At 63.5% G+C, this 24,829-nt stretch carries 30 protein-coding genes; 20 read left to right on the top strand and 10 right to left on the bottom strand.

The genetic code is table 11. From position 1 onward, the window contains the following. The first annotated feature begins 1 nt into the window (after position 1). Positions 2-703, top strand: a complete 702-nt coding sequence (locus tag JQ597_RS24925) for an SIMPL domain-containing protein (RefSeq protein ID WP_212267626.1) — start codon at positions 2-4, stop codon at positions 701-703. Between the two features lie 135 nt (positions 704-838). On the opposite strand, the gene JQ597_RS24920 is transcribed toward JQ597_RS24925, so the two are convergent. Further along, positions 839-1,903 carry an MBL fold metallo-hydrolase gene (locus JQ597_RS24920; protein WP_212267837.1) on the bottom strand — a complete coding sequence of 355 codons (1,065 nt, stop codon included), beginning with the start codon at positions 1,901-1,903 and terminating at the stop codon, positions 839-841. Between the two features lie 347 nt (positions 1,904-2,250). Between JQ597_RS24920 and ffh the strand changes: the two genes are divergently transcribed. The 10 genes from ffh (at position 2,251) to JQ597_RS24875 (ending at position 10,250) form a co-directional block, all read left to right on the top strand. Further along, positions 2,251-3,798 carry a signal recognition particle protein gene (gene ffh, locus JQ597_RS24915; protein ID WP_212267623.1) on the top strand — a complete coding sequence of 516 codons (1,548 nt, stop codon included), beginning with the start codon at positions 2,251-2,253 and terminating at the stop codon, positions 3,796-3,798. Positions 3,799-3,848: 50 nt separating this feature from the next. Continuing rightward, entirely contained in the window at positions 3,849-4,181 is a 333-nt protein-coding gene (gene rpsP, locus JQ597_RS24910; protein WP_192739327.1) for a 30S ribosomal protein S16, read from the top strand. Positions 4,182-4,200: 19 nt separating this feature from the next. Continuing rightward, the gene (gene rimM, locus JQ597_RS24905) at positions 4,201-4,725 is read left to right on the top strand and encodes a ribosome maturation factor RimM (RefSeq protein ID WP_212267619.1); all 525 of its coding nucleotides are present in this window, start codon (positions 4,201-4,203) and stop codon (positions 4,723-4,725) included. A 10-nt stretch (positions 4,726-4,735) separates the two neighbouring features. Further along, positions 4,736-5,470, top strand: coding sequence for a tRNA (guanosine(37)-N1)-methyltransferase TrmD (gene trmD / locus JQ597_RS24900; RefSeq protein ID WP_212267616.1), 735 nt, complete (start codon positions 4,736-4,738; stop codon positions 5,468-5,470). A 114-nt stretch (positions 5,471-5,584) separates the two neighbouring features. Next, on the top strand, positions 5,585-5,965 hold the full coding sequence (gene rplS / locus JQ597_RS24895; protein ID WP_192739330.1) for a 50S ribosomal protein L19: 381 nt from the start codon (positions 5,585-5,587) through the stop codon (positions 5,963-5,965). A gap of 147 nt (positions 5,966-6,112) precedes the next feature. Continuing rightward, positions 6,113-6,247, top strand: coding sequence for a hypothetical protein (locus tag JQ597_RS38135; RefSeq protein ID WP_283813449.1), 135 nt, complete (start codon positions 6,113-6,115; stop codon positions 6,245-6,247). A gap of 78 nt (positions 6,248-6,325) precedes the next feature. After that, a complete protein-coding gene (leuC, locus tag JQ597_RS24890) occupies positions 6,326-7,732 on the top strand; it encodes a 3-isopropylmalate dehydratase large subunit (RefSeq protein WP_212267614.1) in 1,407 nt (468 codons plus the stop codon). Between the two features lie 99 nt (positions 7,733-7,831). Next, positions 7,832-8,041 (top strand): hypothetical protein, encoded by a 210-nt coding sequence (locus JQ597_RS24885; protein ID WP_212267612.1) that lies wholly within the window; start codon positions 7,832-7,834, stop codon positions 8,039-8,041. Beyond that, complete coding sequence (locus JQ597_RS37755) at positions 8,038-8,205, top strand: DUF1330 domain-containing protein (protein ID WP_249133424.1); 168 nt, start codon at positions 8,038-8,040, stop codon at positions 8,203-8,205. Before JQ597_RS24885 ends, JQ597_RS37755 begins: the two co-directional genes overlap by 4 nt. A 347-nt stretch (positions 8,206-8,552) precedes the next feature. Further along, entirely contained in the window at positions 8,553-10,250 is a 1,698-nt protein-coding gene (locus tag JQ597_RS24875; RefSeq protein ID WP_212267610.1) for a methyl-accepting chemotaxis protein, read from the top strand. Positions 10,251-10,399: 149 nt separating this feature from the next. Here the strand turns inward: JQ597_RS24875 and JQ597_RS24870 are convergent, their stop codons facing one another. The 3 genes from JQ597_RS24870 to JQ597_RS24860 all read right to left on the bottom strand — a co-directional run bounded on the left by JQ597_RS24870 (position 10,400) and on the right by JQ597_RS24860 (position 11,831). Then, positions 10,400-10,714, bottom strand: a complete 315-nt coding sequence (locus tag JQ597_RS24870) for a hypothetical protein (RefSeq protein WP_212267608.1) — start codon at positions 10,712-10,714, stop codon at positions 10,400-10,402. A 108-nt stretch (positions 10,715-10,822) separates the two neighbouring features. Next, positions 10,823-10,960 (bottom strand): hypothetical protein, encoded by a 138-nt coding sequence (locus tag JQ597_RS38510; RefSeq protein ID WP_212267606.1) that lies wholly within the window; start codon positions 10,958-10,960, stop codon positions 10,823-10,825. A gap of 544 nt (positions 10,961-11,504) precedes the next feature. Further along, entirely contained in the window at positions 11,505-11,831 is a 327-nt protein-coding gene (locus tag JQ597_RS24860) for a hypothetical protein (RefSeq protein WP_212267604.1), read from the bottom strand. Between the two features lie 137 nt (positions 11,832-11,968). On the opposite strand from JQ597_RS24860, the gene JQ597_RS24855 reads away from it, so the two are divergent. From JQ597_RS24855 to JQ597_RS24840, 4 genes are all read left to right on the top strand, one after another. Beyond that, the gene (locus JQ597_RS24855; RefSeq protein WP_212267602.1) at positions 11,969-12,367 is read left to right on the top strand and encodes a metallopeptidase family protein; all 399 of its coding nucleotides are present in this window, start codon (positions 11,969-11,971) and stop codon (positions 12,365-12,367) included. A 96-nt stretch (positions 12,368-12,463) separates the two neighbouring features. Continuing rightward, positions 12,464-13,069, top strand: coding sequence for a 3-isopropylmalate dehydratase small subunit (gene leuD, locus JQ597_RS24850; protein WP_212267600.1), 606 nt, complete (start codon positions 12,464-12,466; stop codon positions 13,067-13,069). Positions 13,070-13,112: 43 nt separating this feature from the next. Continuing rightward, positions 13,113-13,901 carry a glycosyltransferase family 32 protein gene (locus tag JQ597_RS24845; protein WP_212267598.1) on the top strand — a complete coding sequence of 263 codons (789 nt, stop codon included), beginning with the start codon at positions 13,113-13,115 and terminating at the stop codon, positions 13,899-13,901. 101 nt (positions 13,902-14,002) lie between these two features. After that, positions 14,003-14,416, top strand: coding sequence for a hypothetical protein (locus tag JQ597_RS24840; RefSeq protein ID WP_212267596.1), 414 nt, complete (start codon positions 14,003-14,005; stop codon positions 14,414-14,416). A 5-nt stretch (positions 14,417-14,421) separates the two neighbouring features. Here JQ597_RS24840 and JQ597_RS24835 read toward each other — a convergent pair whose 3' ends face one another. Next, positions 14,422-15,300 carry an HpcH/HpaI aldolase/citrate lyase family protein gene (locus tag JQ597_RS24835; RefSeq protein ID WP_212267594.1) on the bottom strand — a complete coding sequence of 293 codons (879 nt, stop codon included), beginning with the start codon at positions 15,298-15,300 and terminating at the stop codon, positions 14,422-14,424. Positions 15,301-15,402: 102 nt separating this feature from the next. Between JQ597_RS24835 and JQ597_RS24830 the strand changes: the two genes are divergently transcribed. Then, on the top strand, positions 15,403-16,056 hold the full coding sequence (locus JQ597_RS24830) for a carbonic anhydrase (RefSeq protein ID WP_212267592.1): 654 nt from the start codon (positions 15,403-15,405) through the stop codon (positions 16,054-16,056). A gap of 15 nt (positions 16,057-16,071) precedes the next feature. On the opposite strand, the gene JQ597_RS24825 is transcribed toward JQ597_RS24830, so the two are convergent. Beyond that, positions 16,072-17,106 carry an aspartate-semialdehyde dehydrogenase gene (locus JQ597_RS24825; protein WP_192739342.1) on the bottom strand — a complete coding sequence of 345 codons (1,035 nt, stop codon included), beginning with the start codon at positions 17,104-17,106 and terminating at the stop codon, positions 16,072-16,074. 129 nt (positions 17,107-17,235) lie between these two features. On the opposite strand from JQ597_RS24825, the gene JQ597_RS24820 reads away from it, so the two are divergent. Together JQ597_RS24820 and JQ597_RS24815 are read left to right on the top strand one after the other, a co-directional pair. After that, positions 17,236-18,084, top strand: a complete 849-nt coding sequence (locus tag JQ597_RS24820; RefSeq protein WP_212267590.1) for a hypothetical protein — start codon at positions 17,236-17,238, stop codon at positions 18,082-18,084. A 172-nt stretch (positions 18,085-18,256) separates the two neighbouring features. Then, positions 18,257-18,637 carry a hypothetical protein gene (locus tag JQ597_RS24815; RefSeq protein ID WP_212267588.1) on the top strand — a complete coding sequence of 127 codons (381 nt, stop codon included), beginning with the start codon at positions 18,257-18,259 and terminating at the stop codon, positions 18,635-18,637. Between the two features lie 166 nt (positions 18,638-18,803). Here the strand turns inward: JQ597_RS24815 and leuB are convergent, their stop codons facing one another. Further along, complete coding sequence (leuB, locus tag JQ597_RS24810; protein ID WP_212267585.1) at positions 18,804-19,916, bottom strand: 3-isopropylmalate dehydrogenase; 1,113 nt, start codon at positions 19,914-19,916, stop codon at positions 18,804-18,806. Between the two features lie 214 nt (positions 19,917-20,130). Between leuB and JQ597_RS24805 the strand changes: the two genes are divergently transcribed. Together JQ597_RS24805 and JQ597_RS24800 are read left to right on the top strand one after the other, a co-directional pair. Next, positions 20,131-20,994: a DMT family transporter gene (locus JQ597_RS24805; RefSeq protein WP_212267582.1), complete on the top strand. Its 864-nt coding sequence runs from the start codon at positions 20,131-20,133 to the stop codon at positions 20,992-20,994. Between the two features lie 89 nt (positions 20,995-21,083). Beyond that, positions 21,084-22,274: a YbfB/YjiJ family MFS transporter gene (locus tag JQ597_RS24800; RefSeq protein WP_212267580.1), complete on the top strand. Its 1,191-nt coding sequence runs from the start codon at positions 21,084-21,086 to the stop codon at positions 22,272-22,274. A gap of 82 nt (positions 22,275-22,356) precedes the next feature. On the opposite strand, the gene JQ597_RS24795 is transcribed toward JQ597_RS24800, so the two are convergent. The 3 genes from JQ597_RS24795 to JQ597_RS24785 all read right to left on the bottom strand — a co-directional run bounded on the left by JQ597_RS24795 (position 22,357) and on the right by JQ597_RS24785 (position 24,542). Then, positions 22,357-23,142, bottom strand: coding sequence for a molybdopterin-dependent oxidoreductase (locus JQ597_RS24795; protein ID WP_212267578.1), 786 nt, complete (start codon positions 23,140-23,142; stop codon positions 22,357-22,359). A gap of 18 nt (positions 23,143-23,160) precedes the next feature. Further along, the gene (locus JQ597_RS24790) at positions 23,161-23,808 is read right to left on the bottom strand and encodes a cytochrome b/b6 domain-containing protein (RefSeq protein ID WP_212267576.1); all 648 of its coding nucleotides are present in this window, start codon (positions 23,806-23,808) and stop codon (positions 23,161-23,163) included. A gap of 179 nt (positions 23,809-23,987) precedes the next feature. Beyond that, positions 23,988-24,542, bottom strand: a complete 555-nt coding sequence (locus JQ597_RS24785; protein ID WP_212267574.1) for a fasciclin domain-containing protein — start codon at positions 24,540-24,542, stop codon at positions 23,988-23,990. Positions 24,543-24,829 lie beyond the last annotated feature (287 nt).

Here is a 24,829-nt window from a genome sequence, read left to right as displayed (position 1 = left end):
CATGAAGCATCCGCTCGCGTTTGTTATCGCCGCAGCCGTGCTGCTGGCCACGCCCGCACTGGCCCAGACGGTGCCGCCGCCCGCCATCTCCGTGACCGGCGAAGCCAATGTGTCGGTGCCGCCGGATCAGGCGCAGATCGATGGCGGCGTTACCACTGACGCCAAGACCGCGCGCGAGGCGTCGGACGCCAACAATGCCGCGATGGGCAAGGTGCTGCTGGCGCTGAAAGGCGCCGGGATCGACGAAAAGGATTACCAGACCTCGCGGCTGTCGCTGCAGCCACAGTATGCGACCTCGTCCAAAACCGTGGAGCGGCCAGGCGTCGTTGGGTTCCGCGCCAGCAACCGCGTCACGATCAAGATCCGCGACGTGACCAAGGTCGCAAGCTTGATCGATGTGCTGGTCGGCGCCGGCGCCAACGAGATCGGCGGCATCAATTTCATCGTAACGCAGCCGTCCAAGCATCTGGACGAGGCCCGCGAGAAGGCGATCGCGGACGCGCGCCGCAAGGCCGATATCTATGCAAAGGCTGCCGGCGTCACGCTCGGCGAACCGATCAGCATTTCCGAGGAAGGCGCATCCGCGCCGGTGTTTCGCGGCAAGATGGCAGCGCCGATGGCCGCCGGCGCGCCGGTGGCGCAAGGCGAAGAGACGCTGTCGGTTTCGGTGAGCGTGTCCTGGGCGATCAAGGCCGCGCAGTAAATGGGATGTCGTCCCTGCGAACGCAGGGACCCATAGCCACCGCTGCCAATTATTGAAAAAGGCTGGAGCCACAGCTCGACATAATCACGTCATGTTGTGGTTATGGGTCCCTGCGTTCGCAGGGACGACAAGACGTTAGACCTCGAATACCTGCCCGGGCTTCAACGTCGCAAACCGCTCGCGCGGAATCTTCGCTTCGTCCAGCGCTTCGCCGAGCGCGACCACTGGCGCGTCGATCGCCTCGTCGGTGAGCTGGAACGTGCCATGATGATGCGCCAGTGCCGTTTGCGCCCCGCAATCGGCCAGCGCCTTCACAGCGTCCGACGGGTTCATGTGCTGGTCGCGCATGAACCAGCGTGGCTCATAGGCGCCGATCGGCAGGATCGCCAGCCGCAGCGGGCCATGTGCTTCGGCGACCCGGCGAAAATGCTTGCCGTCGCCGTAGCCGGAATCGCAGACGATGTAGAGTTTGCCAACGGGCGTCTCCAGCACAAAACTCGCCCACAGCGCCTTGTTGCGGTCGAACAGCCCGCGCGCCGACCAATGACGCGTCGACACCAGCGTCACGGCGATGCCGTTGCCGAGTTCGACGCGATCCTTCCAGTCGAACGCTTCGACTTTGATCGCCGAATCCGCGTCGCGCATGGTGACGTCATTGCCGAGCGGCGTGATCACGCGCGGCGAAAACGTTTTCGCAAGCCTCGACAGCGTCGCCAGATCGAGATGGTCGTAATGGCCGTGCGACACCAGCACGACATCGATCTTCGGCAGGGCGTCGAACGCAATGCCGGGATCGTTGTGGCGCTTCGGCCCGGCCCAGCTGAACGGCGAGGCCCGCATCGACCACACCGGATCGATCAGGATGTTGAGGCCTCCAGTCTGGATCAGCCAGCTCGCATGGCCGACGAACGACAACCGTACCTTGTTGCCATCAACGCGCGGCGGCGGCGTATCGGCGTGCGCACTTGGCACCCAATCCGGCCAGCTCGCGCGCTGCCGGCCGCCGCCGAACTGCCAGCGCAGCACCTCGGCCAATGATTTCGGCGGCGAACCATCCGGATCGAAGAAGGTCAGGCCGTCGAAATGATCGGAAGCAGGGCCGTCATAGGTTTTCATGCGGGACATCCAGACAGACGGCGCACCGACGGCCAGACCGAGACCGGCGAGCACTGCAAAGACACGGCGGCGGGTGATGGGCACGGGCGCGATCACATAGGGCGGCAAGGGACAACGGGTACGGGGCGTTATATGGCGTTCGCGGACGAAGTTGGAACCCGCGACGGAGAGAACGCTCACCGGCTCGTCATTTCGACACAAAATATAGCTACTTCAATGCTTTAAGTCCGAGACACCAGGGCATTTCGTCCTAGTTTCCCCTTGACTTTGATGGCTTCCGGGCGTTTAACCCCGGCACTTCTCGGAAAGACGTTCTTTTCGACCCGCCGCCCGGCCCTAGAGACCGGAGGCCAACGCCCGACAGCGCGATGCGCCCTCGGGCGTAATCGTGTTTGGAAATTCGTCCTGAGGCAGGACAGAGGATAACGGCATTGTTCGACAATCTGTCGGAAAAGCTTGGTGGGATACTCGATCGGCTGACGGGCCGCGGTGCGCTGTCCGAAAAGGACGTCGATGCCGCGATGCGCGAGGTGCGCCGCGCGCTGCTCGAGGCCGACGTCTCGCTCGACGTCGTCAGAAGCTTTATCGACCGCGTACGCGAGCAGGCCATCGGCGCCACCGTCGTCAAGTCGGTCACACCCGGCCAGATGGTGGTCAAGATCGTCCATGACGAACTGGTCGCCACGCTTGGCGCCGACGGCCAGACCATCGACCTCAATGCAGTGCCGCCGGTCGCGATCATGATGGTCGGCCTGCAAGGCTCCGGCAAAACCACCACGACAGCAAAACTCGCCCGCCGCATGACCCAGCGCGACAAGCGCAAGGTGTTGATGGCCTCGCTCGACATCTATCGCCCCGCGGCGATGGAACAGCTCGCAGTGCTCGGGCGCGATCTCGACATTCCCACGCTGCCCATTGTCGCCGGCCAGAAGCCGGCGCAAATTGCAAAACGCGCGCTGGAAGCCGCCAAGCTCGGCGGCTACGACGTGGTGCTGCTCGACACCGCCGGCCGCACCACGCTCGACGAAGAGATGATGTCGGAAGCGGCGGAAATCAAAACCGTCGCCAGCCCGCATGAAGTGCTGCTGGTCGCGGATTCCCTGACCGGCCAGGACGCGGTCAACCTCGCGCGCGCCTTCGACCAACGCGTCGGCCTGACCGGCATCGTGCTGACACGGGTGGATGGTGACGGCCGCGGCGGCGCCGCGCTGTCGATGCGCGCGGTCACGGGAAAACCGATCAAGCTGATCGGCACCGGCGAAAAAACCGACGCGCTGGAAGATTTCCACCCCAGCCGTATCGCCGGCCGCATCCTCGGCATGGGCGACGTGGTGTCGCTGGTCGAAAAAGCGGCGGCGAATATCGACGCCGAAAAGGCGGCGCGCGTCGCCGAGAAAATGCGCAAGGGTCAGTTCGACCTGGCCGACATGCGCGAGCAATTGCTGCAGATGGCGAACATGGGCGGCATCAGCGGGCTGATGGGCATGATGCCCGGCATCGCCAAGATGAAAAACCAGATCGCCAACGCCGGGATCGACGACAAGATCATCAAGCGCCAGGTCGCGGTGATCGATTCGATGACGCGGCAGGAACGCAAGAGCCCCGACGTGCTCAAAGCCAGCCGCAAGAAGCGCATCGCGGCCGGCGCCGGCGTCAAGGTCGAGGAAGTCAACAAGCTCCTGAAGATGCACCGGAACATGGCCGACATGATGAAGGCGATGGGTTCGGGCAAGCGCGGCCCGATGGCCGGCATCGCGCAGGCGATGGGCTTTGGCGGCGGCGGCATGCCGTCGGCCGAACAGATGAAGGCGCTGGCGGAGAAGATGCCAGGTGGCGCCGGGCCCGGCGGCATGCCCGCGCTGCCGAAGGATATTCCGGTGGGCTTGCGTCAGGGCCTGCCGAATTTGCCCGGGCTCACGGGCCTCAGCGGCAAGCCGACGCTGCCGGGCCTCGGCGGATTCCCCGGCAAGAAGAAATAATCGCGATCAATTCACTCTCATCACATCAAACCAAACTTACGGAGAATACAATGTCAGTCGTTATCCGCCTCGCTCGCGCAGGCACCAAGAAGCGCCCGGTCTATCACGTCGTCGTCGCCGACTCGCGCTTTCCCCGCGACGGCCGCTTCATCGAGCGTCTCGGCCATTTCAATCCGCTGCTGCCGAAGGACAACGAAGCCCGCCTGAAGCTCGACATGGACAAGGTCAAGTCCTGGCTCGCCAAGGGCGCGCAGCCGTCCGACCGCGTCACCCGCTTCCTCGATGCCGCCGGTGTCGTGAAGCGTGCCGCGCGCAACAACCCGGAAAAGGCCGTGCCGCGCAAGGAGCGCAAGGCCGCTGCCGAAGCCGCCGCGAAGTCATAAGCGTTAGCGGCGCGGGGCGGTGGCAGCACCGATTTGTGTCGCCCGGATCGGCGCCGCGCATGGCGTGCGCGGCGCGGTGAAACTGTGGACGTTTACCGAAGACCCGCTGGCCGTAAGGGATTACGGCCCGCTGACGACCAAGGACGGCGCGCGCCAGTTCGAGGTGACGCATGCCCGTGAGGCGAAAGATCATCTGGTCGCCACGATCAAAGGCGTCGCCACCCGCGAGGACGCCGAACGCCTCAACGGCATCGAGCTCTATATCGCGCGCGACAAGCTGCCTGAGACCGACCACGACGAATATTACCACGCCGATCTGATCGGGCTCGCCGCGGTCAATGCCGCGAACGAACCGCTCGGCCGCGTCACCGCGATCCATAATTTTGGCGCCGGCGACATCATCGAGATCGCACCACCGCAGGGCCCGACGATGCTGCTGCCGTTCACCAATGCCGTGGTGCCGACGGTCGACCTTGCGGCCGGCCGCGTCGTGATAGAACTGCCCAAGGAAATTGAAGGCGACGACGTTCCGACGCTTACGTGATGGGTTTTGAATGACCTGTTCTGAAAGTCCCTGGCGCGCCACCATCCTCACGCTATTCCCGGACATGTTTCCGGGCCCGCTCGGCGTTAGCCTGGCGGGCAAGGCGCTGGCTTCCGGGCTGTGGGCGCTGGAAGCCCGCGACATCAGGGCATCGGCCACCGACCGCCACCGCAGCGTTGACGACACGCCGGCTGGCGGCGGGCCCGGCATGGTGCTGCGCGCCGACGTGTTGGCCGCCGCCATCGATGCTGCGGATACCAGCCAGTCTCGTCCGCGCCTCCTGATGAGCCCCCGAGGTCGGCCATTGACCCAGTCCCGGGTCATCGAGCTCGCCGCTGGCCCAGGGCCGCTGATCGTCTGCGGCCGGTTCGAGGGCATCGACGAGCGGGTCATTGCGGCCCGCGGGCTCGATGAGGTCTCGATCGGCGATTACGTGCTGTCCGGCGGTGAAGTCGCCGCCATGGTGCTGGTCGACGCCTGTGTGCGGCTTTTGCCGGGGGTGATGGGAAAACAGGCCTCGGGGACCGAGGAGAGCTTTTCCGAGGGACTACTGGAATACCCTCAATATACCCGCCCGCAGGAGTTCGAGGGCCGGACGATCCCGGAAATCCTCACTTCCGGCGACCATGCCAAGGTCGCCGCCTGGCGTCAGGCCGAGGCTGAAGCCCTGACCAGGGCGCGGCGGCCGGATTTGTGGGCGATTAAGACCCGCCAAAAACGCCCAAAAAGCACGACAGACGGGTGACAAGCGCGCTTTGATGCCTTATACGGGCGCCAAATCCGCAGCATACAGCAGGATAGATGGACGTTCGCGCAGCCCGCGCTGGACTGGCTGGGCGCGCCGCCGATGGAGATTTCAATGAACATCATTCAACAGCTCGAAAAAGAGCAATTCGACAAATTGGCCGCGACCAAGTCGATCCCCGAGTTCGGCCCCGGCGACACCGTGATCGTCAACGTCAAGGTGGTCGAAGGCGAGCGCACCCGCGTGCAGGCCTATGAAGGCGTTTGCATCGGCCGGTCCGGCGGCGGGCTCAATGAGAGCTTCACCGTCCGCAAGATTTCCTACGGCGAAGGCGTGGAACGCGTCTTCCCGGTGATGTCGCCGATGATCGACTCGATCAAGGTGGTGCGCCGCGGCAAGGTGCGTCGCGCCAAGCTGTATTACCTGCGCCAACTGCGCGGCAAGTCGGCCCGCATCGTCGAGAAGACCGAGCGCGCGACCGCCGTCGGCGAGTAATTCGTCTCCTGCAGGGGGATGTGACCAAAAGCGCGGGGTTTTGCCCCGCGCTTTTTTTGTTGGGCCTTTCGTCATTGCAACGGCTCGCAATGACGGTGGATATAAACGCATATCGCGCTTAGATACCTCATGTGCTATGAGGCTAGAATGGTTCCAGATCAAACCAGCTTTGCAGGCCGGCGCATCGATCCCTTCGTGATCGACGACCGTTCGCGCCTGCCCGGCCGTTTCTTCGGACGCTTTGCGACCTCGGCGACGTCAGAGCTTAGCTGCGGCCTTTGATGCCGCGCTGACTGCCCGTTGCTTGCGCTGATAACCGCGCTGACCGCTCACACAGAATCATTTTTGGAGCTTACGCTCATGTCAAAGCCCACCACGCTGTACGACAAAATCTGGAACGACCATCTGGTGCACGAAGCCGATGACGGCACCTGCCTGCTCTATATCGACCGCCATCTGGTGCACGAGGTGACCTCGCCGCAGGCGTTCGAAGGCCTGCGCATGACCGGCCGCAAGGTGCGCGCGCCGGAGAAGACGCTGGCCGTGGTCGACCACAACATCCCGACCACCGACCGTTCGAAGCCGAATCCCGATCCGGAGAGCATCGAACAGATGAAGGTGATGGCCGACAACGCCAAGGAATTCGGCATCACGTATTTCAACGAATTCGACAAGCGCCAGGGCATCGTGCACGTGATCGGTCCCGAGCAGGGCTTTACGCTGCCCGGCACCACCATCGTCTGCGGCGACAGCCACACCTCCACCCATGGCGCGTTCGGCGCGCTGGCCCACGGCATCGGCACGTCGGAGGTGGAACATGTTCTCGCAACCCAGACGCTGATCCAGAAAAAAGCAAAAAACATGCGCGCGGTGGTCGACGGCAAATTGCCCGACGGCGTCACCGGCAAGGACATCATCCTGGCCATCATCGGCGAGATCGGCACCGCCGGCGGCACCGGCTATGTGCTGGAATATGCCGGCGATGCGATCCGCGCGCTGACGATGGAAGGCCGCATGACGGTCTGCAACATGTCGATCGAAGGCGGCGCCCGCGCCGGCCTGATTGCGCCGGATGAAAAGGCGTTCGAATTCCTCAAGGGCCGTCCGATGTCGCCGAAGGGCGAGGCGTGGGACGCCGCGATGCGCTACTGGGACACGCTGCGCTCCGATGAAGGCGCGCATTTCGACCACGAGATCCGGCTGGATGCGGCCAAGCTGCCGCCAATCGTGACCTGGGGCACCTCGCCCGAGGACGTGGTGTCGATCACGGGCATGGTGCCGGACCCCGACCAGATCGCCGATGAAGCCAAGCGGCTCTCAAAACATCGCGCGTTGAAATATATGGGCCTGACCGCGGGAACCAAGATCACCGACATCAAGCTCGACCGCGTGTTCATCGGCTCCTGCACCAACGGCCGTATCGAGGATTTGCGCGCGGCGGCGAAAGTCGCCGAAGGCAAGACCGTCAACGGCCACGTCAGCGCGATGATCGTGCCGGGCTCGGGCATCGTAAAGGAACAGGCGGAAGCCGAAGGCCTCGACAAGATCTTCATCAAGGCCGGCTTCGAATGGCGCGAGCCGGGCTGCTCGATGTGTCTGGCCATGAACCCCGACAAGCTGTCGCCGGAAGAGCGCTGCGCCTCGACCTCGAACCGCAATTTCGAGGGCCGGCAGGGCTTCAAAGGCCGCACCCATCTGGTGTCGCCGGCGATGGCGGCCGCGGCAGCGATCGCCGGGCATTTTGTTGATATCAGGGAGTGGCGTTAACGCGCGTTGCCTCAACATCGAGGCGTTCTGGCAAGGCCTCGTTAAGGCGCGGGGCGCAGACTGGCTGCTTACGGGAATGATCATCGCGAGGAGCCGGACGTGGCCGATAAACCAGAATATGTCGATATGATCAGCGAGGCGACGCGCCAGAGCCGGCGCAACGTCTCGCGCATAGTCGATCTCGTCCCCGTCGCGCCGAAAGACACAAGGCGCCTCAGTAACTGGCCGCCGGAACACTGGCAGCAATGGCGGTTGGAGTCGCTCACCCCGTGGAAGATCAAGCCCTGGAAGGGCAAGGACTGGGATTGAGCCCCTTCGCGCTCATCACGCTATTCAAAAAACAGGCGCCCCAGCGGGCGCCTGTTTTGTTTCAACTCAACCTCACCAGTATCGGAAGTGGCGCATGGGATCGCGACAAGCTGGTGCTGATGTCGTTTCCCGACGAGGCCGCGTTCCGGGCCTTTGCAGACTAGCCGGACTATCTGGAAATCTCCAAGGACCGCAAAGCCGGCGCGGACGGCATCGCGTTGCTGGCCAAAGGATTCGAACGGGGGATTTGAACAGCGTTTGAAGCAGGGCTGAGCTGCCACGCCCCTGACCAGGACCTCCGTTGGAGGGACTCGTTCCTGACAGCGTCAACACTTTGCTAACGGCCCGCTGGTAAACTGACCCTTAACCAATCAGAAAATCGATAGCTGGCTTCGGATCCCCTCAAGTCGAGGGCTTGATCCGGCGTGGCGCCGTGCCGGCACGGGCGCGGTTCTCAGGCCGGTCGCAGCGGTTCGGGCAGCAGCAAGTTTCACTCCAGAGAGATCCAGAAATGATCGCCAGATTTCAAAACCTGCCCATTATTGCCAAGATCGCGGTGCCTGCCGCGATCGTCGCCCTTGTGGCAGTCGGGATCGTCGTGCAGGCCTCGATGGCGCTGAGCAACCTGTCCGCGACGGCGGCGAGCCTCGTCGACGGCAACGCAATGCGGGTGCAGTACAGCCTGCAGGCCGAGAGCCACTTCAACAGCGCCGCGGTGAGCGAGAAGAACGTCATCCTCTCCGGCACCGACGGCAAGGCGATCAGTCAGAACGTCGAGTCCTATGGCAAGGCCACCGATGCCACGCTGGACGCGATCGATCGTCTGGCGACCGTCACCACTGCTCCCGAGCAGCGCCAGCTGATCGACACAATGCGAACCGCGGTCAAGGACCGCCGGGTCGCCAGCGCCAAGGTCTTCGAACTGGCGGCCGCGGGCAAGATGGAAGAGGCCTTCGCCTATTCGCGCAACGTCGCGGCCAAGCATCGCCAGACCGCGATCGCGGCGGTGGGGCAACTCATCACCATCAATACGGACGCCATGCGCGCCGCGCGCGACGCGAGCGTCGCCAGCGCCGATTACACCCGTCTTTTGCTCGTGGTCGGGGCGATTGTCGGCCTGCTGCTGGCCTTTGCCATCCTCGGCTGGATCGCGTTCGGCCAGATTGCCCAGCCATTGCGGCGCATGACGCTTGAAATGACCAAGCTTGCCGGAGGCGATCTCGATATTTCGATCGTCGGCGCCGGCCGGACCGACGAGGTCGGCGGTCTCGCCAAGTCGCTCACCGTCTTCAAGGAGAACGCGACGACGGCGCGCCGGCTCGAAGCCGAGCAGCGCGAGGAGCAGGTCCGCAAGGAAGCCCGGCAGCGCGCCATCGAAGGCTACATCGCAACCTTCGATGTCCAGGTCTCGGAAGCCCTGCAAACGCTGACCGCGGCGTCGGCCGAGATGCACGCCACCGCCGGCAGCATGACGGCAACGGCGGAGGAAACCAGCCGGCAGGCCACCGCTGTCGCCAACGCCTCCGACGTCGCCTCCGCGAACGTGCAGACGGTTGCCGTGGCGACCGAGGAACTGCATGCCTCGATCAGCGAAATCTCGCGCCAGGTGGCGCAGGCGTCCCAGACCGCCAACCTTGCGGTCGCCGAGACCGACCGCACCAACAAGACCGTCGAGGGCCTGGCCGAAGCGGCACAGAAAATCGGCGAAGTCATTTCGCTGATCCAGAACATCGCATCGCAGACCAACCTGCTGGCCCTCAACGCCACGATCGAAGCGGCGCGCGCCGGCGAGTCCGGCAAGGGCTTTGCCGTCGTCGCCACCGAGGTGAAGGCGCTTGCCACCCAGACCGCCAAGGCGACCGAGGATATTTCAGCCCAGATCGCCGCGATCCAGCAGGAGACCGGCAACGCCGTGACGGCCATCAAGACGATCGGGACGACGATCGCCCAGATGAACGAAATCGCCACGGCGATCGCTGCCGCGGTCGAGCAGCAGAGCGCCGCCACCCGCGACATTGCGCAGAACATCCAGGAAGTTTCGAAGGGAACGACCGAGGTATCTTCGAACGTCGGCAGCGTCAACGACGCCGCCAACGAGACCGGCGCCGCGGCGTCGGAAGTGCTGACGGCGGCTGACGACCTCAGCCATCAGTCGGAGAAGCTGCGCGCCGACGTCAACACTTTCCTCGATCTCATTCGCGCCGCCTGATCGCTATCACACCGTAGGGTTGGCAAAGGCGCGCAAGCGCCGTGCCCACCATCTATTCTTAGTGGTGGGCACGCGGAGTTTATCATCGGGCGCGCATTCGCGCGACCCGGTGGCTTTGCCCATCCTACGGAGCGCGATGGCCTCGCCCGTTACCAATACGGACCGAAGCCGAAGCCGAACGTGAACGGCGCCGGTGCGTAATAGGGGTATGGCCGGTAGTAAGAGGGCCGCGCGTAGTAGCGGGGTCCGTAATACGGCCGGTAGTATGGGCGAGCACACGGCCGATAATAGCCGTAACCATAATGGCGCCCGTAATAGCGTTGCGCGCTGAAGTCGGTCGCACCTGATGTGCCGGCGATTTGTTGCTTCATTTGCGGCGATGCCGCGGCTGCCGAATTGACCGCCGCCGGGCCGGCAAACACCAGAGCGCCCGCGACAGCAGCTGCTCCGATCAAAGTCTTCATGACGATCTACCTCTTCTGATTCAGGATCATCAAATAACAGGCAGCAATCGCGTCCGTTTCGTGGCAGTAACCTTGAAGTGAAAACAGGCCCGCGATGAACGGGCCTGCTCACTTCACAAACGCAAATTCGCGATCACCAGCGGCGATGATGGTGACGATGATGATGATGCCGACGGTGGTGGTGATGACGATGCCAACGATGATGGCGATGCCGCCATCCCGCCTCCGTCGTCTCAGGCCTGACATCCTCCTGAACGGCGGCAGCAGCGCCAGGGTTGCTCAGCGACAACGCGTTAGCGCGCTCGGTTGGAGCGGCTATAACGAGCATGGCGCCAACGGCGGCAAGCCCCAGAACTTTCATCACCTGCATATGTAAGTCTCCTTGGTCTTCAGGATGTCACGTTCGTGGCGAGCGGTGCTCGACAAGCGGCCGCTACGCCGCGACGCAGTTCACAGCTTGAAGCTGAGGACGTGAATGCGAACTGAATGACTGCGCCACGAAGATGAACAAGGAGCGTGTACATCGGTTCCGATTAATTACAGCGGCGCGTCAAACCGGCGCAGATTACTACCGCATCTTCTGCAGACACTCCGCATTCATGAGACGGTCATGATTTCAAACATGAACGCTTCGATATCGCGCGTGGCGATCGCAGCACCGGCGATCTTTGCGGACAAGGCATCGGGCGACACAGCGTTGGCCTTGCAAGCGAGCGGCGATGGCCATTCTCAATTATGCGGCGTCAGCGATTGTGGTTTGCGCAGGATTGATCGGCGCCGTGCGCGGGCGCTAGCCGGGCCGCCAGTAGCAGTTCATGCGCGGCGTGATGACAGTGCCGCTCGGCCGGTATTCCTGCACATAGGTCGCAGTGCAACTGCGTACCGCATTCGGCCCCGGATTATAGCGCGGATAGACATCCGGCTCCCACTGCTCCTGCCGGTAGATCGGCACGCGGCGGAGCGGCCGCCGGCGTTGTGCGGACGCGTCGGTGACAGCCGGCTTCGGCATCTGTGCGGTGCGCATCGCTGACGGTGCCGTCTGAGCCCGTGCGCCGCCATCCGGCAACAAGAATCCGGTCAAAATCGCCACTACCGCCGCCGCCGCAATCCGCTTCATTCCGCCCACCCAAAGCCTGTTATCGGGCGGTACGGTCTCCGATTGCAGCGCCAAGGTCAACCGGGCGATGGGATTCAAAATCAGTAGGCGCACAAAATGAGTAGGCGCGTCGTTGGAACACGCGCTAAACAGGCGCGATGTGGAAGGAAGCAAAAGCACCGTCGCTCGCCGAAATGGAAGCCATGGCGCATGAGGTTTTCGAGCGCCTGCCAAAGGGCTTTCGAACCCTGTGCGAGGGCGTGATCATCCGCGTCGACGATTTCCCCACCGACGAGGTCCTCGACGAAATGCAGGCGCAAACCGAGTTCGACCTGCTCGGCCTGTTCCAGGGCGTCGGCCTGCCGCACCAAAGCAATAACGACGTCGCCCGCCTGCCGAACATGATCTGGCTCTACCGGCGGCCGATCCTGGATTACTGGGCCGAACATGAGGAAACGCTGGGCTATATCGTCCGGCACGTGCTGATTCACGAAATCGGCCACCATTTCGGTCTGTCGGACGCCGATATGGAGGCAATTGAAGCCCAAGAAGCGTAAGAGCGGGGTAGGATTGCGCAAATTGGCCTTTTGCCGGGGGCGATTTCGCGATAAATTGGCGGCTTATCCCCTCATTTCAGCCGGGAAGTACGTTCGATGGACAAGTTCACCACACTGGAAGGCGTCGCCGCGCCCCTGAAGATCATCAATGTCGACACCGACATGATCATTCCGAAGCAGTATCTGAAGACCATCAAGCGTACCGGCCTTGGCAAGGGCCTGTTCTCCGAACAGCGCTACAAGGATGACGGCAGCGAGAATCCGGACTTCATCCTCAACAAGCCGGCCTACCGCAATTCCAAGGTGCTGGTCGCCGGCGACAATTTCGGCTGCGGCTCGAGCCGCGAGCACGCGCCGTGGGCGCTGTTGGATTTCGGGATCCGCTGCGTGATCTCGACCTCGTTCGGCGACATCTTCTACAACAACTGCTTCAAGAACGGCATCCTGCCGATCCGCGTCACCCAGGACGATCTCGACAAACTGTTCGACGACGCCGAACGCGGCGCCAACGCGACGCTGACCATCGATCTCGCGGCCCAGGAAATCCGCGGCCCCGACGGTGGCACCGTGAAGTTCGAGATCGACCCGTTCCGCAAGCATTGCCTGCTCAACGGTCTGGACGACATTGGCCTGACGATGGAGAAAAAGGCTTCCATCGATACCTACGAGGCCAAGGCCACAAAAGAGCGCGCCTGGGCCTGATCGCGGGTCGCCGCCCTCGCTCGACAATAGTGAGGCGACGCCGATGCGGCCTGACGTCGTCACCTTCTGGCATGGCCCGCTCGATGCGCTCCGGCTGACCTGCCTGCGATCGCAGGTCGCAGCGGGCCACAAGGTCACCGTTTACAGTTTCGACCCGCTTGCCGGCCTGCCCGATGGCGTCGGCAACGCCGCGGCCGAAGCGATCCTGCCGCATTCCTTTTCCGAACGGCTGCGCCCGCCAGAGCCGGACGGCAGCTGGCGCGACTGGACCATCCTGCAGTTCAGCGATTTCTTCCGCATGCGGCTGATGGCGGAGAAGGCCGGGCTTTGGCTCGACGCGGATGTCCTGCTGCTGAAGCCGGTCGAGATCGATCCTGCAAAACCCTATTTCGCCTGGGAGCGGCCGCGCCAGCTCGGCAATTCGGTTTTATATCTGCCGCCGGACGACGCCATCGTCACGGCGTTCGAAAATCTGATGAAGCAGGACGAACTGACGCCGGACTGGCTGGCGCTGCGCCATCGCCTGACCTTCATGCTGCGGCGGCTGCGCGGCGGAACGAACCGTCTCTCGGACATTCGCGTGGCGATCTTTGGACCGGCCGCGCTCACCGCGCTCGCGCGCCGATCGAACGAATTGCAGCACGCACTGCCGAAGCAATCATTCTATGCGGTCCACGCCGAGCCGAAGCACTTTTTCGAGCCGTCGGATTTTTCAGCGCTGCTCGCCGATCCCCATATCATCGGGCTGCACATCTCGCCGAAAGGCCGCGGCGGCCAGAAGCCCATTCCCGGCAGCCTCTACGCCTGGGCGGCGGAGCGGTTCGGGGCTTAACACCGCTTCACCGAAACCTCTCAATCGTTTGATCCAGCGCAATGACGCGCGCTTCCGTTTGCGGTTCTCTTTGGCAGGCATCGCCACCAAGGGAGCGCCCCATGAATGTTCAGACCAAGCCACACGCCATCGTCAATCGCGTGATCGACACCTTCGGCGACTGGCTGAAGCACCGGCGCGCGTTGAGGGAAATGCGCGACATGGACGCCGTCAATTTCGGCCAGATCGCCAGCGATCTGCGGGTTTCTTCCGCCGATCTGGAGACGCTGGTCCGGCGAGGGCCGCATGCCGCCAATCAGCTGCCGAAAATGCTCGGGGCGCTCGGCATCAACGAGGTCGATCTGGCCCGCACCGAGCCTCTGGTGCTGCGTGACATGGAGCGCGTCTGCTCCCTGTGCAATCACAAGCGCCAATGCGGCCGTGAACTCGTCGCGGGCACCGCCGCCGCGCATTACGCGGACTATTGCGCCAACGCCCACACCATCGACGGGCTCGGCGAACGGGCCAACGTGTAGACGCGCTAGCTCGCCATCGCCGCGATCGCATCCGCAATCGCAATCGTCCGCTTGGCCATGTCGGCGTGCAGCCGTTCCACCATGCGGCCGTCGAGCTGGATCGCGCCGCGCGAAGCGTTCTCGGGCTGCTGGAACGCCGCGATGATCTTGCGCGCTGCCGCGACTTCCTCCGCCGGCGGCGTGAAGATCGCGTTGCAGGCTTCGATGTGGCTCGGATGGATCAGCGTCTTGCCGTCGAACCCGAGATCGCGGCCCTGCGCGCATTCGACGGCAAAGCCATCGACGTTAGCAATATCGCCGTAGGGCCCATCGAGGATCTCGAGACCATGCGCGCGCGTCGCCAGGATGCAATGCGTGATCATCGGGATCATCGCGGCGCGGCCCGGCTGCATGCGGATCCGCGTCTCCCGCGAAATGTCGTTCGGCCCGAAAACGAAGCCTGCGAGCCGCGTTTCCGAATCCTTCGAGGCCGCGGCGATCTTGTCCGCGTCCAGCACCCCGCGCGCGGTTTCGAGCATGGCCCAGACCCGAATGGAAGTGTCGGCGTTGATATCGCTCAGCCGATTGGCGATGGCGTTGAGATCCGCGACGCTGGAAATCTTGGGAACCAGGATGCCGTCCGGCCGCGCCTTGCCGGCCATGGTGACGTCGTCGATCCACCACGGCGTATCCAGGCTGTTGACCCGGATCAGCACCTCGCGCTTGCCGAACCCGCCGGCCGCGATCGCCTTGGCGATCTGGTCACGGGCGAGCGCCTTGGCGTCCGGCGCCACCGAATCCTCGAGGTCGAGGATGATGCCGTCGGCGGGAAGATTGGGCGCTTTTTCCAGCGCCCGCGCGTTCGATCCCGGCATGAACAACAGGCTGCGGCGCGGACGGATCATGGGCTGGTTTCCCCGGGGGCTTTTTGCACCCCACGCGATATCATTTCAAACAGCCGGCCGAAAGCCTTGTTCCTGTCATCGGTCTATGGTTAGGCAAGGGCCATGACCGCATTTCCGCAACATCTGCTCGACGGCTACCGGACCTTCACCTCGCAGCGACTGCCTACAGAACAGTCACGCTACCGGGAACTGTCCGAGCGTGGCCAGTCGCCCGCGGTGATGGTGATCGGCTGCTGCGATTCCCGCGTTTCGCCGGAGGTCATTTTCGACGCCGGCCCGGGCGAACTGTTCGTGGTCCGCAACGTGGCCAATCTGGTGCCGGTCTATCAGCCCGACGGCGGCGCCCACGGCGTATCCGCGGCGCTGGAATACGCGGTAAATGTTTTGCGCATCAAGCACGTCGTGGTGCTCGGCCATGCGCAATGTGGCGGCATCCGCGCCTTCATCGACAAAATCGAACCCCTGTCGCCCGGCGATTTCATCGGGCGATGGATGCAGATGTTCATCAAGCCGGGTGAAGTCGTCGAGCAGCGTGACCGCGAGTCGATGCAGGAGTTTACGGTGCGGATCGAGAAGGCGGCGGTGTTTCGCAGCCTCGAGAATCTAATGACGTTTCCGTTCGTCCGCACCTTGGTCGAACGCGGCGAGATGAGTTTGCACGGCGCCTATTTCGGCGTCGCGGAAGGCTCCCTGTTCGTGCTCGATCCGGCGGCAAAGGAATTCCACGCCGTCAGCGAGATGCAGGGCAGCATCTAAAGGCTACGCGGCCTTTTATGCTGCTTTCTTCTTGGCGCTGATCAGCTTGCGGTTGATCAGGCACTCGGCGATCTGCACCGCGTTCAGCGCCGCACCCTTGCGCAGATTATCGGAAACGCACCATAGCGACAGCCCGTTCTCGACGGTCGCGTCCTCGCGGATGCGGCTGATATAGGTCGCGTCTTCGCCGGCGGCTTCATACGGCGTGACGTAGCCGCCGGGTTCATGCTTGTCGATCACAAGGCAACCCGGTGCGTTGCGCAGGATGTTGCGCGCTTCGTCGGCGGTGATCGGATTCTCGAATTCGATATTGACCGCTTCGGAATGGCCGACAAACACCGGCACGCGCACGCACGTCGCGGTCAGCCTGATTTTGGGATCAAGAATCTTCTTGGTCTCCATCATCATCTTCCACTCTTCCTTGGTGTAGCCGTCCTCCATGAACACGTCGATCTCGGGGATGACGTTGAAGGCGATACGCTTGGGGAATTTCTTGTTGATCAGTTCGCTGTTGGTGTAGACGGCCTTGGTCTGCGAAAACAATTCGTCCATCGCATCCTTGCCGGCGCCCGACACCGACTGATAGGTCGCGACCACGACGCGCTTGATGGTGGCCTTGTCGTGCAGCGGCTTCAGCGCCACCACGAGCTGGGCGGTCGAGCAGTTCGGATTGGCGATGATGTTCTTCTTGGTGAAGCCGGTCACGGCGTCGGCGTTCACTTCGGGCACGATCAGCGGCACGTCCGGATCCATCCGCCAGGCCGACGAATTGTCGATCACGACAGCGCCGGCGGCGCCGATCTTGGGCGACCATTCCTTCGACACCGCGCCGCCCGCCGACATCAGGCAGATGTCGATATCGGAGAAATCGTAGTGCTCGAGCGCTTTGCACTTCAGGGTACGGTCGCCATACGAAACTTCCACGCCAACGCTGCGGCGTGACGCCAACGCCACCACCTCGTCCGCGGGGAATTTGCGTTCGTCGAGAATGTTGAGCATTTCCCGCCCGACATTGCCGGTCGCTCCGACCAGCGCGACTTTGTAACCCATCGTTCACTCTCCGACGAAAAATGCCGTCCCCCCGCCCGCGGCGGAAAGGGAAGAGGCAGCGCTTCTATGCGAGAAACACCCTCAAGACAACGTTTGCAAGAACGTTTGACCGTTGCGTTTGGGCGTTTGATGCAGTCCTTTTCGGCCGAACCGGCCAAGTCCCATTACAAGTCCCATTATACGACGAGAATCCATCCGGCGCTGGCCAGCTTTGCGGACGAACTCCGCGGTACGCTGGCTCGCCTGGTTGCGTATGTAATGACCCTGGCTCTGCTCGCCATGGGCGGCATGGCGCTGTGGGAACAATTGCCCGATGCCGCGGCGATGGCCCCCTCAACCAGGGAAGCCTCATTGAAGGAAGCCTCATTGAAGGACGCCTGGAGCCTGGTCGACCGCTCGTCGCGCGCTCTTGCCGTCAGCCAGTTTGATCCGCACGACAAAACAGAGGCTTACGAGATTTTTCGGCATCCGCAGGGCGGCCGCCGGGACGTCTTCCGGTGGCGCGGCGCCGACAAAAAGCCGGTCGCCGAACTCGAGATCTATCGCCCGGGCGGCGAACTCAGCCATGCCGGCCCCGCGATCGCGGAGATCGCCGCCCGAATGGACCCGGGCGGCCTGCGCGAGTTGGAAGCCGCGGGCCTGATCGACAGCAAGTTCGGCACCGTGACCCTGCTGCGCCTGATCAGCGGCGCTGAGGCGCCCCGCGGCTGCCTCGGATTCATGAAGCGCGTCAGCGACTCCAATTTCCGCATCTCCGGCTGGTCGTGCCAGGGCGACAGTCTGCCGGCCCGCCGCGCCGCGATCTCCTGCATGCTGAACCGGCTGACCCTGCTGAGCACCGGAAACGACCCGAAACTGGCGGAATTGTTCGCCCGCGCCGAACTCAGGCGCGCGGACTGCGCGACATCAGCCGAGCCGGCCCTGTCGGCGGATTGGCTGACCGGCGGAGACAACCCGCAATTGCGCGGCGCCTTCTAATTGCCATACCGCGCCAAGATACTGGTTTTCATGAAACTTTTTCGCCAGTGCCGGCATTATTGTGGTCCGGTGTGGCGCAATTGACCTAGTGACGCCCACCCTGCCGCAGCTACAATGAACGCCAACCCGATTTGGCGATCGGCCCCAACGGGCTGAGAATGACGAGGATGCGATGACCCCTAAACTCCCTGCTGCGAGCAAGCTCGTGGTGATGCTTGCTGCAGCCGCCCTCGTTGCGGTCGGCACGACCGAAGCCAGCGCCCAGTCCAGGGCTCAATACGACAAGGACGGGCGCCCGTACTACGGACGCAGTGGCCCCAACCGGGTCTACCAGCAGGGCCCGAACACCCGCGTCTACGTCACGACGCGCTCCTGGCTCGACGCCGGCACCGAAGTCTTGCCGGGCGACCGCAAATTCCAGGATTACGCGTTTCCGCCGGATCTCGGCTACCCGTCATTCGCGCGCGAGAACCTCAATCGCCCGATCGACCGTCAACCGCTCAACCCGCCGTCGGACATGGGCGGCTATCCGCAGCGCTTCCCGCTGTATTGAGCTATTGAGCTAAACCAACGGTGTCGTCCCGGCCTTGAGCCGGGACCCATACGCCGCGGCCCATCGATCTAGACAGGCTGTTCGACGGCTTTCTTCGCCATCATAACCGACGGTGGTTATGGGTCCCGGCTCAAGGCCGGGACGACCACGTGGAGAGTCCTTCGGCTTACGCGTGCAGCTTCTGCAATTCCTTCAAAATCGCATCGCCCATCTGCGTGGTGCTGGCCGCCGTCGTTCCCTCGGACTTGATATCCGCGGTGCGCAGGCCGCTGGCGAGCACGGCGGCGATCGCCGCATCGACCTTGTCGGCAAGCGCGCCCATGTCGAACGAATAGCGCAGCGCCATGCCGAACGAGGAAATCATCGCGATCGGATTGGCGAGGCCTTTTCCGGCAATATCGGGCGCCGAGCCATGCACCGGCTCGAACAGCGAGCGGCGCTTCTTGGTCTTGGCGTCGACCTCGCCGAGCGAAGCCGAGGGCAGCATGCCGAGCGAGCCCGTCAGCATCGCCGCGATATCGGAGAGCATGTCGCCGAACAGATTGTCCGTCACGATGACGTCGAACGCCTTGGGCGCCTTCACCAGGTTCATGCCGCCGGAATCGGCGAGCTGATGCTCCAGCGTCACGTCCTTGTATTCGCGGGCGTGCACCTGCGTCACCACCTCGTTCCAGAGCACGCCTGACTTCATGACGTTGCGCTTTTCCATCGAGGTCAGCTTGTTGCGGCGTTTCCGCGCGAGATCGAAGGCGACCCGGGCGATGCGCTCGATCTCGTAGGTGTCATAGACCTGGGTGTCGACGGCACGCTTCTGGCCGTTGCCGAGATCGGTGATGGTCTTCGGCTCACCGAAATAGACGCCGCCGGTCAGCTCGCGCACGATCATGATGTCGAGGCCTTCGACGATCTCGCGCTTCAGGCTGGAGGCGTCCGCCAGCGCCGGATAACACACCGCCGGGCGCAGATTGGCGAACAGGCCGAGATCCTTGCGCAGCCGCAACAGGCCGGCCTCGGGCCGCACGTCATAGGGCACGGCGTCCCATTTCGGACCGCCGACCGCGCCGAAGATCACGGCATCGGCCGCCGTCGCCAACGCCATGGTCGCATCCGTAATGCTCTGCTGGCTGGCGTCATAGGCGGAACCGCCGACCAGCCCCTGCTCGGTCTCGAAACGGGCAATGCCTTGCGCGTTGAGCCAGTCGATCAGGCGTTGCACCTCCCCCATCACTTCGGGGCCGATGCCGTCGCCGGGGAGAAGCAGCAGTTTATGGGTCGCCATGGGGTTTCCTCATCCAATCGTCATGGCCGGGCTCGTCCCGGCCATCCACGTCTAACTTTCGCCAACAGGGAAGACGTGGATGCCCGGCACAAGGCCGGGCATGACGAATGCCCGTGAATTCCGCGGGAGTGCTAAAACGCCCGGGGCGGATTGGCAAGGCGGCTTGGACAGGCCACAAAGGCTGCTCGAGCAAGCCCGCCTCAAGACGGACCTCATGACCCCAGCCATCCTGTTCGCCTTCGCCTCGGCCAGCCTGCTGGGTGCGGGCGTCGTGACGGCGCAATTCGGGCTGCGGACGGTCGAGCCGCTGTCCGGGGCCGCGATCAGCGTGCCCTCGTTCACGCTGTTGTTCCTGCTGGTCTCGCCCCTGCTGCTGGCCGGCGAGCCCGTGGTCTGGCGGGCCCTGCCGATCTTCGCCGCGATCGGGCTGGTATTTCCGGCCATGCTGACCCTGCTGACCTTTGCCTCCAACAGTGCGCTGGGCCCGGTCGTCACCTCGACGCTCGGCAATCTGGCGCCGCTGTTCGCGGTCGCGCTCGCCGTCGTCCTCCTGCATGAGCCGCTCCACCAGCTGCAATTCGCCGGCCTCGTGATCGCGGTCGCCGGCGCCGTGATCATCACCGTCACCCGCCCCCGCGATCTCGGCGACTGGCGAAGCTGGGCCCTGCTGCTGCCGCTCGCCAGCGCGTTGCTGCGCGGCGTGGTGCCGCCGATCGTCAAGCTTGGGCTCGAAATCTGGCCGAGCCCGCTCTGGGCCTGCCTGATCGGCTATGTCGTGTCGTCCTTCGTGGTGCTGACCGTACAGCGCGTCCGCAAGGGGAGCTTCGTCGTGACAGCGCCATGGCCGGGCCGGTTCTGGTTCGCCATGACCGGCATCTGCAACGGCCTCAGCCTGCTGTCGCTGTTCACCGCCTTGCGCAACGGCCCGATCACGCTGGTCGCACCTGTCGCCGCGATCTATCCGCTCGTCACATTGCTGCTCAGCGCGATGGTGCTGCACCATGTACGGATCACACCGCGCATCGTCGCCGGCGCGGTGCTGACGGTTGCCGGCGTGGCGCTGGTGCTGATCGGCTGATGTTGCGCAAACGGCACGACACCATTGCTCCCTGCGCGGCTGTGCAACGGTCGCCCGGCCTGCCAGAATGACCGTTGCCGGAGATTTTTGTGAGAGCCCCTAACCCTCCCCCGTCCTACGCGCATCCCGCGTGGTTGATCCTCATCGTGTCGCTTGCGCCGACGATCGGTCTTGGAATCGGCCGCTTCGCCTATGCCCTGGTGCTGCCGGACATGCGCGACGCGCTGGGCTGGTCCTATTCCGCGGCCGGCTTCATGAACACGATCAACGCCGTCGGATATCTCGCGGGCGCGCTGCTCGCCTCGCGCATGATCCGGCGGTTTGGGCTGACGCGAACGGTGCGCTGGGGAACGCTGGCTGCCGTCATCTCGCTGGCGCTCTGCGCCGTCTCCGGCAATTTTTTCGTGCTGAGCTTTGCCCGGTTGCTGGCGGGCATCGGAGCCGCGGGCGGATTCGTCGGCGGCGCGGCGCTGGCCGCCACGATCGCGCAGACACGCCCCGATCGCGCCAATTTCCTGCTCAGCCTGTTTTACGCCGGGCCCGGGCTCGGCATCCTCGCGTCGGGACTGATCGCGCCGTTCGTGCTGCAAGGTTTCGGGCCGGGATCGTGGTGGATCGTTTGGTGGGCGATGACACTGCTCTCCGCCCTCCTGATCATGCCGCTGCTGCTGGCGCCGCTGGGCGGTGGCGCTGATATCGACAGCGCGGCACCAGCCAGATTCTCCGTTGGACCGGTGCTGGCCTATCTGCTCGGCTACTTCCTGTTCGGCGCCGGCTACATCGCCTACATGACCTTCATGATCGCCTATGTCCGCGATGGCGGCGGCGGGGCGGCGGCGCAGAGCCTGTTCTGGAGCCTGATCGGGATGAGTGCGTTCGCGACGCCCTGGGTGTGGCGGCGGGTGCTGGCGCTCGATCGCGGCGGCCTCACCACCGCAATTATTTTGGGCGTCAACGCGATCGGCGCGGCGCTGCCGATCTTCGGACACTCGCCGCTGTTGCTGGCGATCTCGGCGCTGGTGTTCGGTGTCGCGTTCTTCGCGGTGGTGGGATCGACCACCGCCTTCGTGCGCTTCAACTATCCGCCATCCGCCTGGCCTATGGGGATCGCGGCGATGACCATTTCGTTTGGCATCGGCCAGACGCTGGGGCCGATCGTGGTCGGCGCGATCACCGACGCGGTGGGCAGTCTTTCGTTTGCGCTCAACGTTTCCGCGGCGATGCTGGCGACCGGCGCGGTTTTGTGCGCGTTTCAGAAGAGGTTGAAGACGACTGCGTAGGGTGGGTGGAGCGCAGCGATACCCACCATTGATGCGACGACGAAGATGGTGGGTATCGCTGCGCTCCACCCACCCTACGAAGCTAACTCCCGCTGAACGAATTATATCCCTGGTCTTCCCAGAAGCCGCCCTTGTAGTCGTTGGTGACTTCCATCGAGAGCACGTATTTCGGATTCTTGAAGCCGAGCTTTGTGGGCACGCGAATCTTCATCGGAAAGCCATAGGCGCGCGGCAGGATCTCGTCACCGAATTTGAACGTCATCTGGGTCTGTGCATGCAGCGCGCTGCGCATGTCGAGCGGCGAATTGTAGCCGTCCTTGTCGGCGCACTGGAACCAGACAAATTTGGCGCGCGTGTCGGCGCCGACGATTTTCAGGAAATCGCGCAGCGGCGTGCCGGTCCAGCTGCCGATCGCGCTCCAGCCCTCGACGCAGATGTGGCGCGTGACCTGTTTGACCTGCGGCAGCTTGTACAATTCCTCGAGCGTCCACGACTTCTTGTTCTCGACCAGGCCCCGCACCTCGAGCTTCCAGTCCTTGGCCTCGATCTCGGGGGCCTCGTCGAGGCTGTAATAGGCGTTGAACGGGAACGGCTTGGTGATCGCGCTTTCCGGGAAGGTCGGCGCCATCGCATCGGGATTGAACATCCAGGCCTGCACGCCGTCATTGAATTTCGAGACCTGCTTCAGCATTTCCTCGGCCGAAAAACTGTCCGTTACGTCGCAGCCGGTGAGCAGCGTCAGCGCGCCGAGGCTGGCGCCGCCGGAGATGAAGCGCCGGCGCGTCAGGTCCGGCATGGTCTTGACGGCATCCTTGAGCAGCAGGCTCTTGTCGACGCCGGGAATCAGAAGGTTGCGCAAGCGGCCCATAATATCCTCCCAGTATGCTCAGCGACCGATAATCATCGCGCGCAAACTCTTCGGCACCAGCAGTGCAAGCACGACATGCACCACCATGAAGGCGACGATCGCCGCCATGCAGAAGAAGTGGACGTAACGGGCGGCTTCATAGCCGCCGAACATTGCCGTCAGATATTGCAGCTGCACCGGCTTCCAGATCGCCAGACCCGACAGCACGATCACGATGCCGACCACGATGATGCCGGCATAGAGCAGCTTCTGCACGTAATTGTATTTGGTCAGATCCTCATGCGACAGCTTGCCGGTCAGCGCCGCCTTGGTATCGGCAAGCACGCCCTCCCGCGTGATCGGCAGCAGCTTCTTGCGGAAGCGGCCGGTGGCGAGCCCCAAAGCGAGGTAGATCAGGCCGTTGACCATCAACAGCCACATCGCGGCAAAATGCCAGAGCAGCCCGCCGCCGAGCCAGCCGCCCAGCGTGATGCTGCTCGAGAAGGTGAAACCGAACAACGGCGATGCGTTATAGATCTGCCATCCCGACATGATCATCAGGACCATCGCAAAGGCATTGGTCCAGTGCAGCGCCCGTACCCAGGCCGGCTGAATGACCTTCGCTCGCGTCGCCTCAGGGGCTGCCTTGGCGCTGGCTTTCTCGTCGCTGGCGGTGATGCTCGACATGGCCTGATCCGTCGCTGCAATGGGTTACCGGTTTATACGCCGGGAACCGGGGTTTCGTTACTGCCCTCGTGCGACCAGATCGACGCATGGGGCTCTTCGAGGTCACAAAAAAGCGAGCCGGGTCGCCCCGGCTCGCCCTTCCCCGCATCCTGTTGGGACTAATCAGGAGCGCGCGGAGATCACGAAGCCGGCATCAGCACGGTATCGACCACATGGATCACGCCGTTGGACTGGTTGACGTTCGAGATCGTGACCATCGAGGTTCCGCCCTTGGCGTCGACGATCCAGACCTTGCTGCCGTCGAGCTTCACCGTCAGCTGTTCGCCTTCGGCGGTCTTGAGCTTCATGCCGTCCTTGAGGTCGGCTGCGGCGAGCCTGCCCGGCACGACATGGTAGGTCAGGATCTTGGTCAGGGTCGCCTTGTTCTCAGGCTTCACCAGCGTGTCGACGGTGCCGGCCGGCAGCTTGCCGAAGGCAGCGTTGGTCGGCGCGAACACCGTGAACGGGCCTTTGCTTTCCAGGGTTTCGACCAGACCGGCGGCCTTCACGGCGGCAACCAGCGTGGTGTGGTCCTTGGAGTTGACGGCGTTCTGGACGATGTTTTTCGAGGGGAACATCGCCGCGCCGCCGACCATCACGGTCTTTTCCTCCGCGCTGGCCGGCGCTGACATGGAGGCGGTGAGCGCGAGCACGCTGAAGGCGGCGGCGGTCAGATAAGCGATACGGTTCGACATGGATCTTCTCCCGATGATTGAGGTCTCCGGCGGGGGGCCGCCGGTGCTGAGAACAACGACGCTGGTCGGTTGACCGTGTTCGTCGTCGTTGGCCGAGCTACGGGAGGTTTTTCGAGCAGTTTCGACAGATAATTTATCGTGATGTTTGAAACTTTCGGGAGGGTGGTCCGTGGGGGAGTAGTCGTCCCGGCGAAGGCCGGGATCTACCGTGTTAGCTGTCAAGAGGCGTTAGCGCCTTTCCAAGGCTGTCCGGACCTGATTACGGCATTGGCGAAGACGACAAGGCG

Source organism: Bradyrhizobium sp. AUGA SZCCT0177, assembly GCF_018130125.1.
Taxonomy (GTDB): domain Bacteria; phylum Pseudomonadota; class Alphaproteobacteria; order Rhizobiales; family Xanthobacteraceae; genus Bradyrhizobium.
Note: the sequence above shows the minus strand (reverse complement) of the source record. Positions and strands in the feature narration are given on the sequence as shown.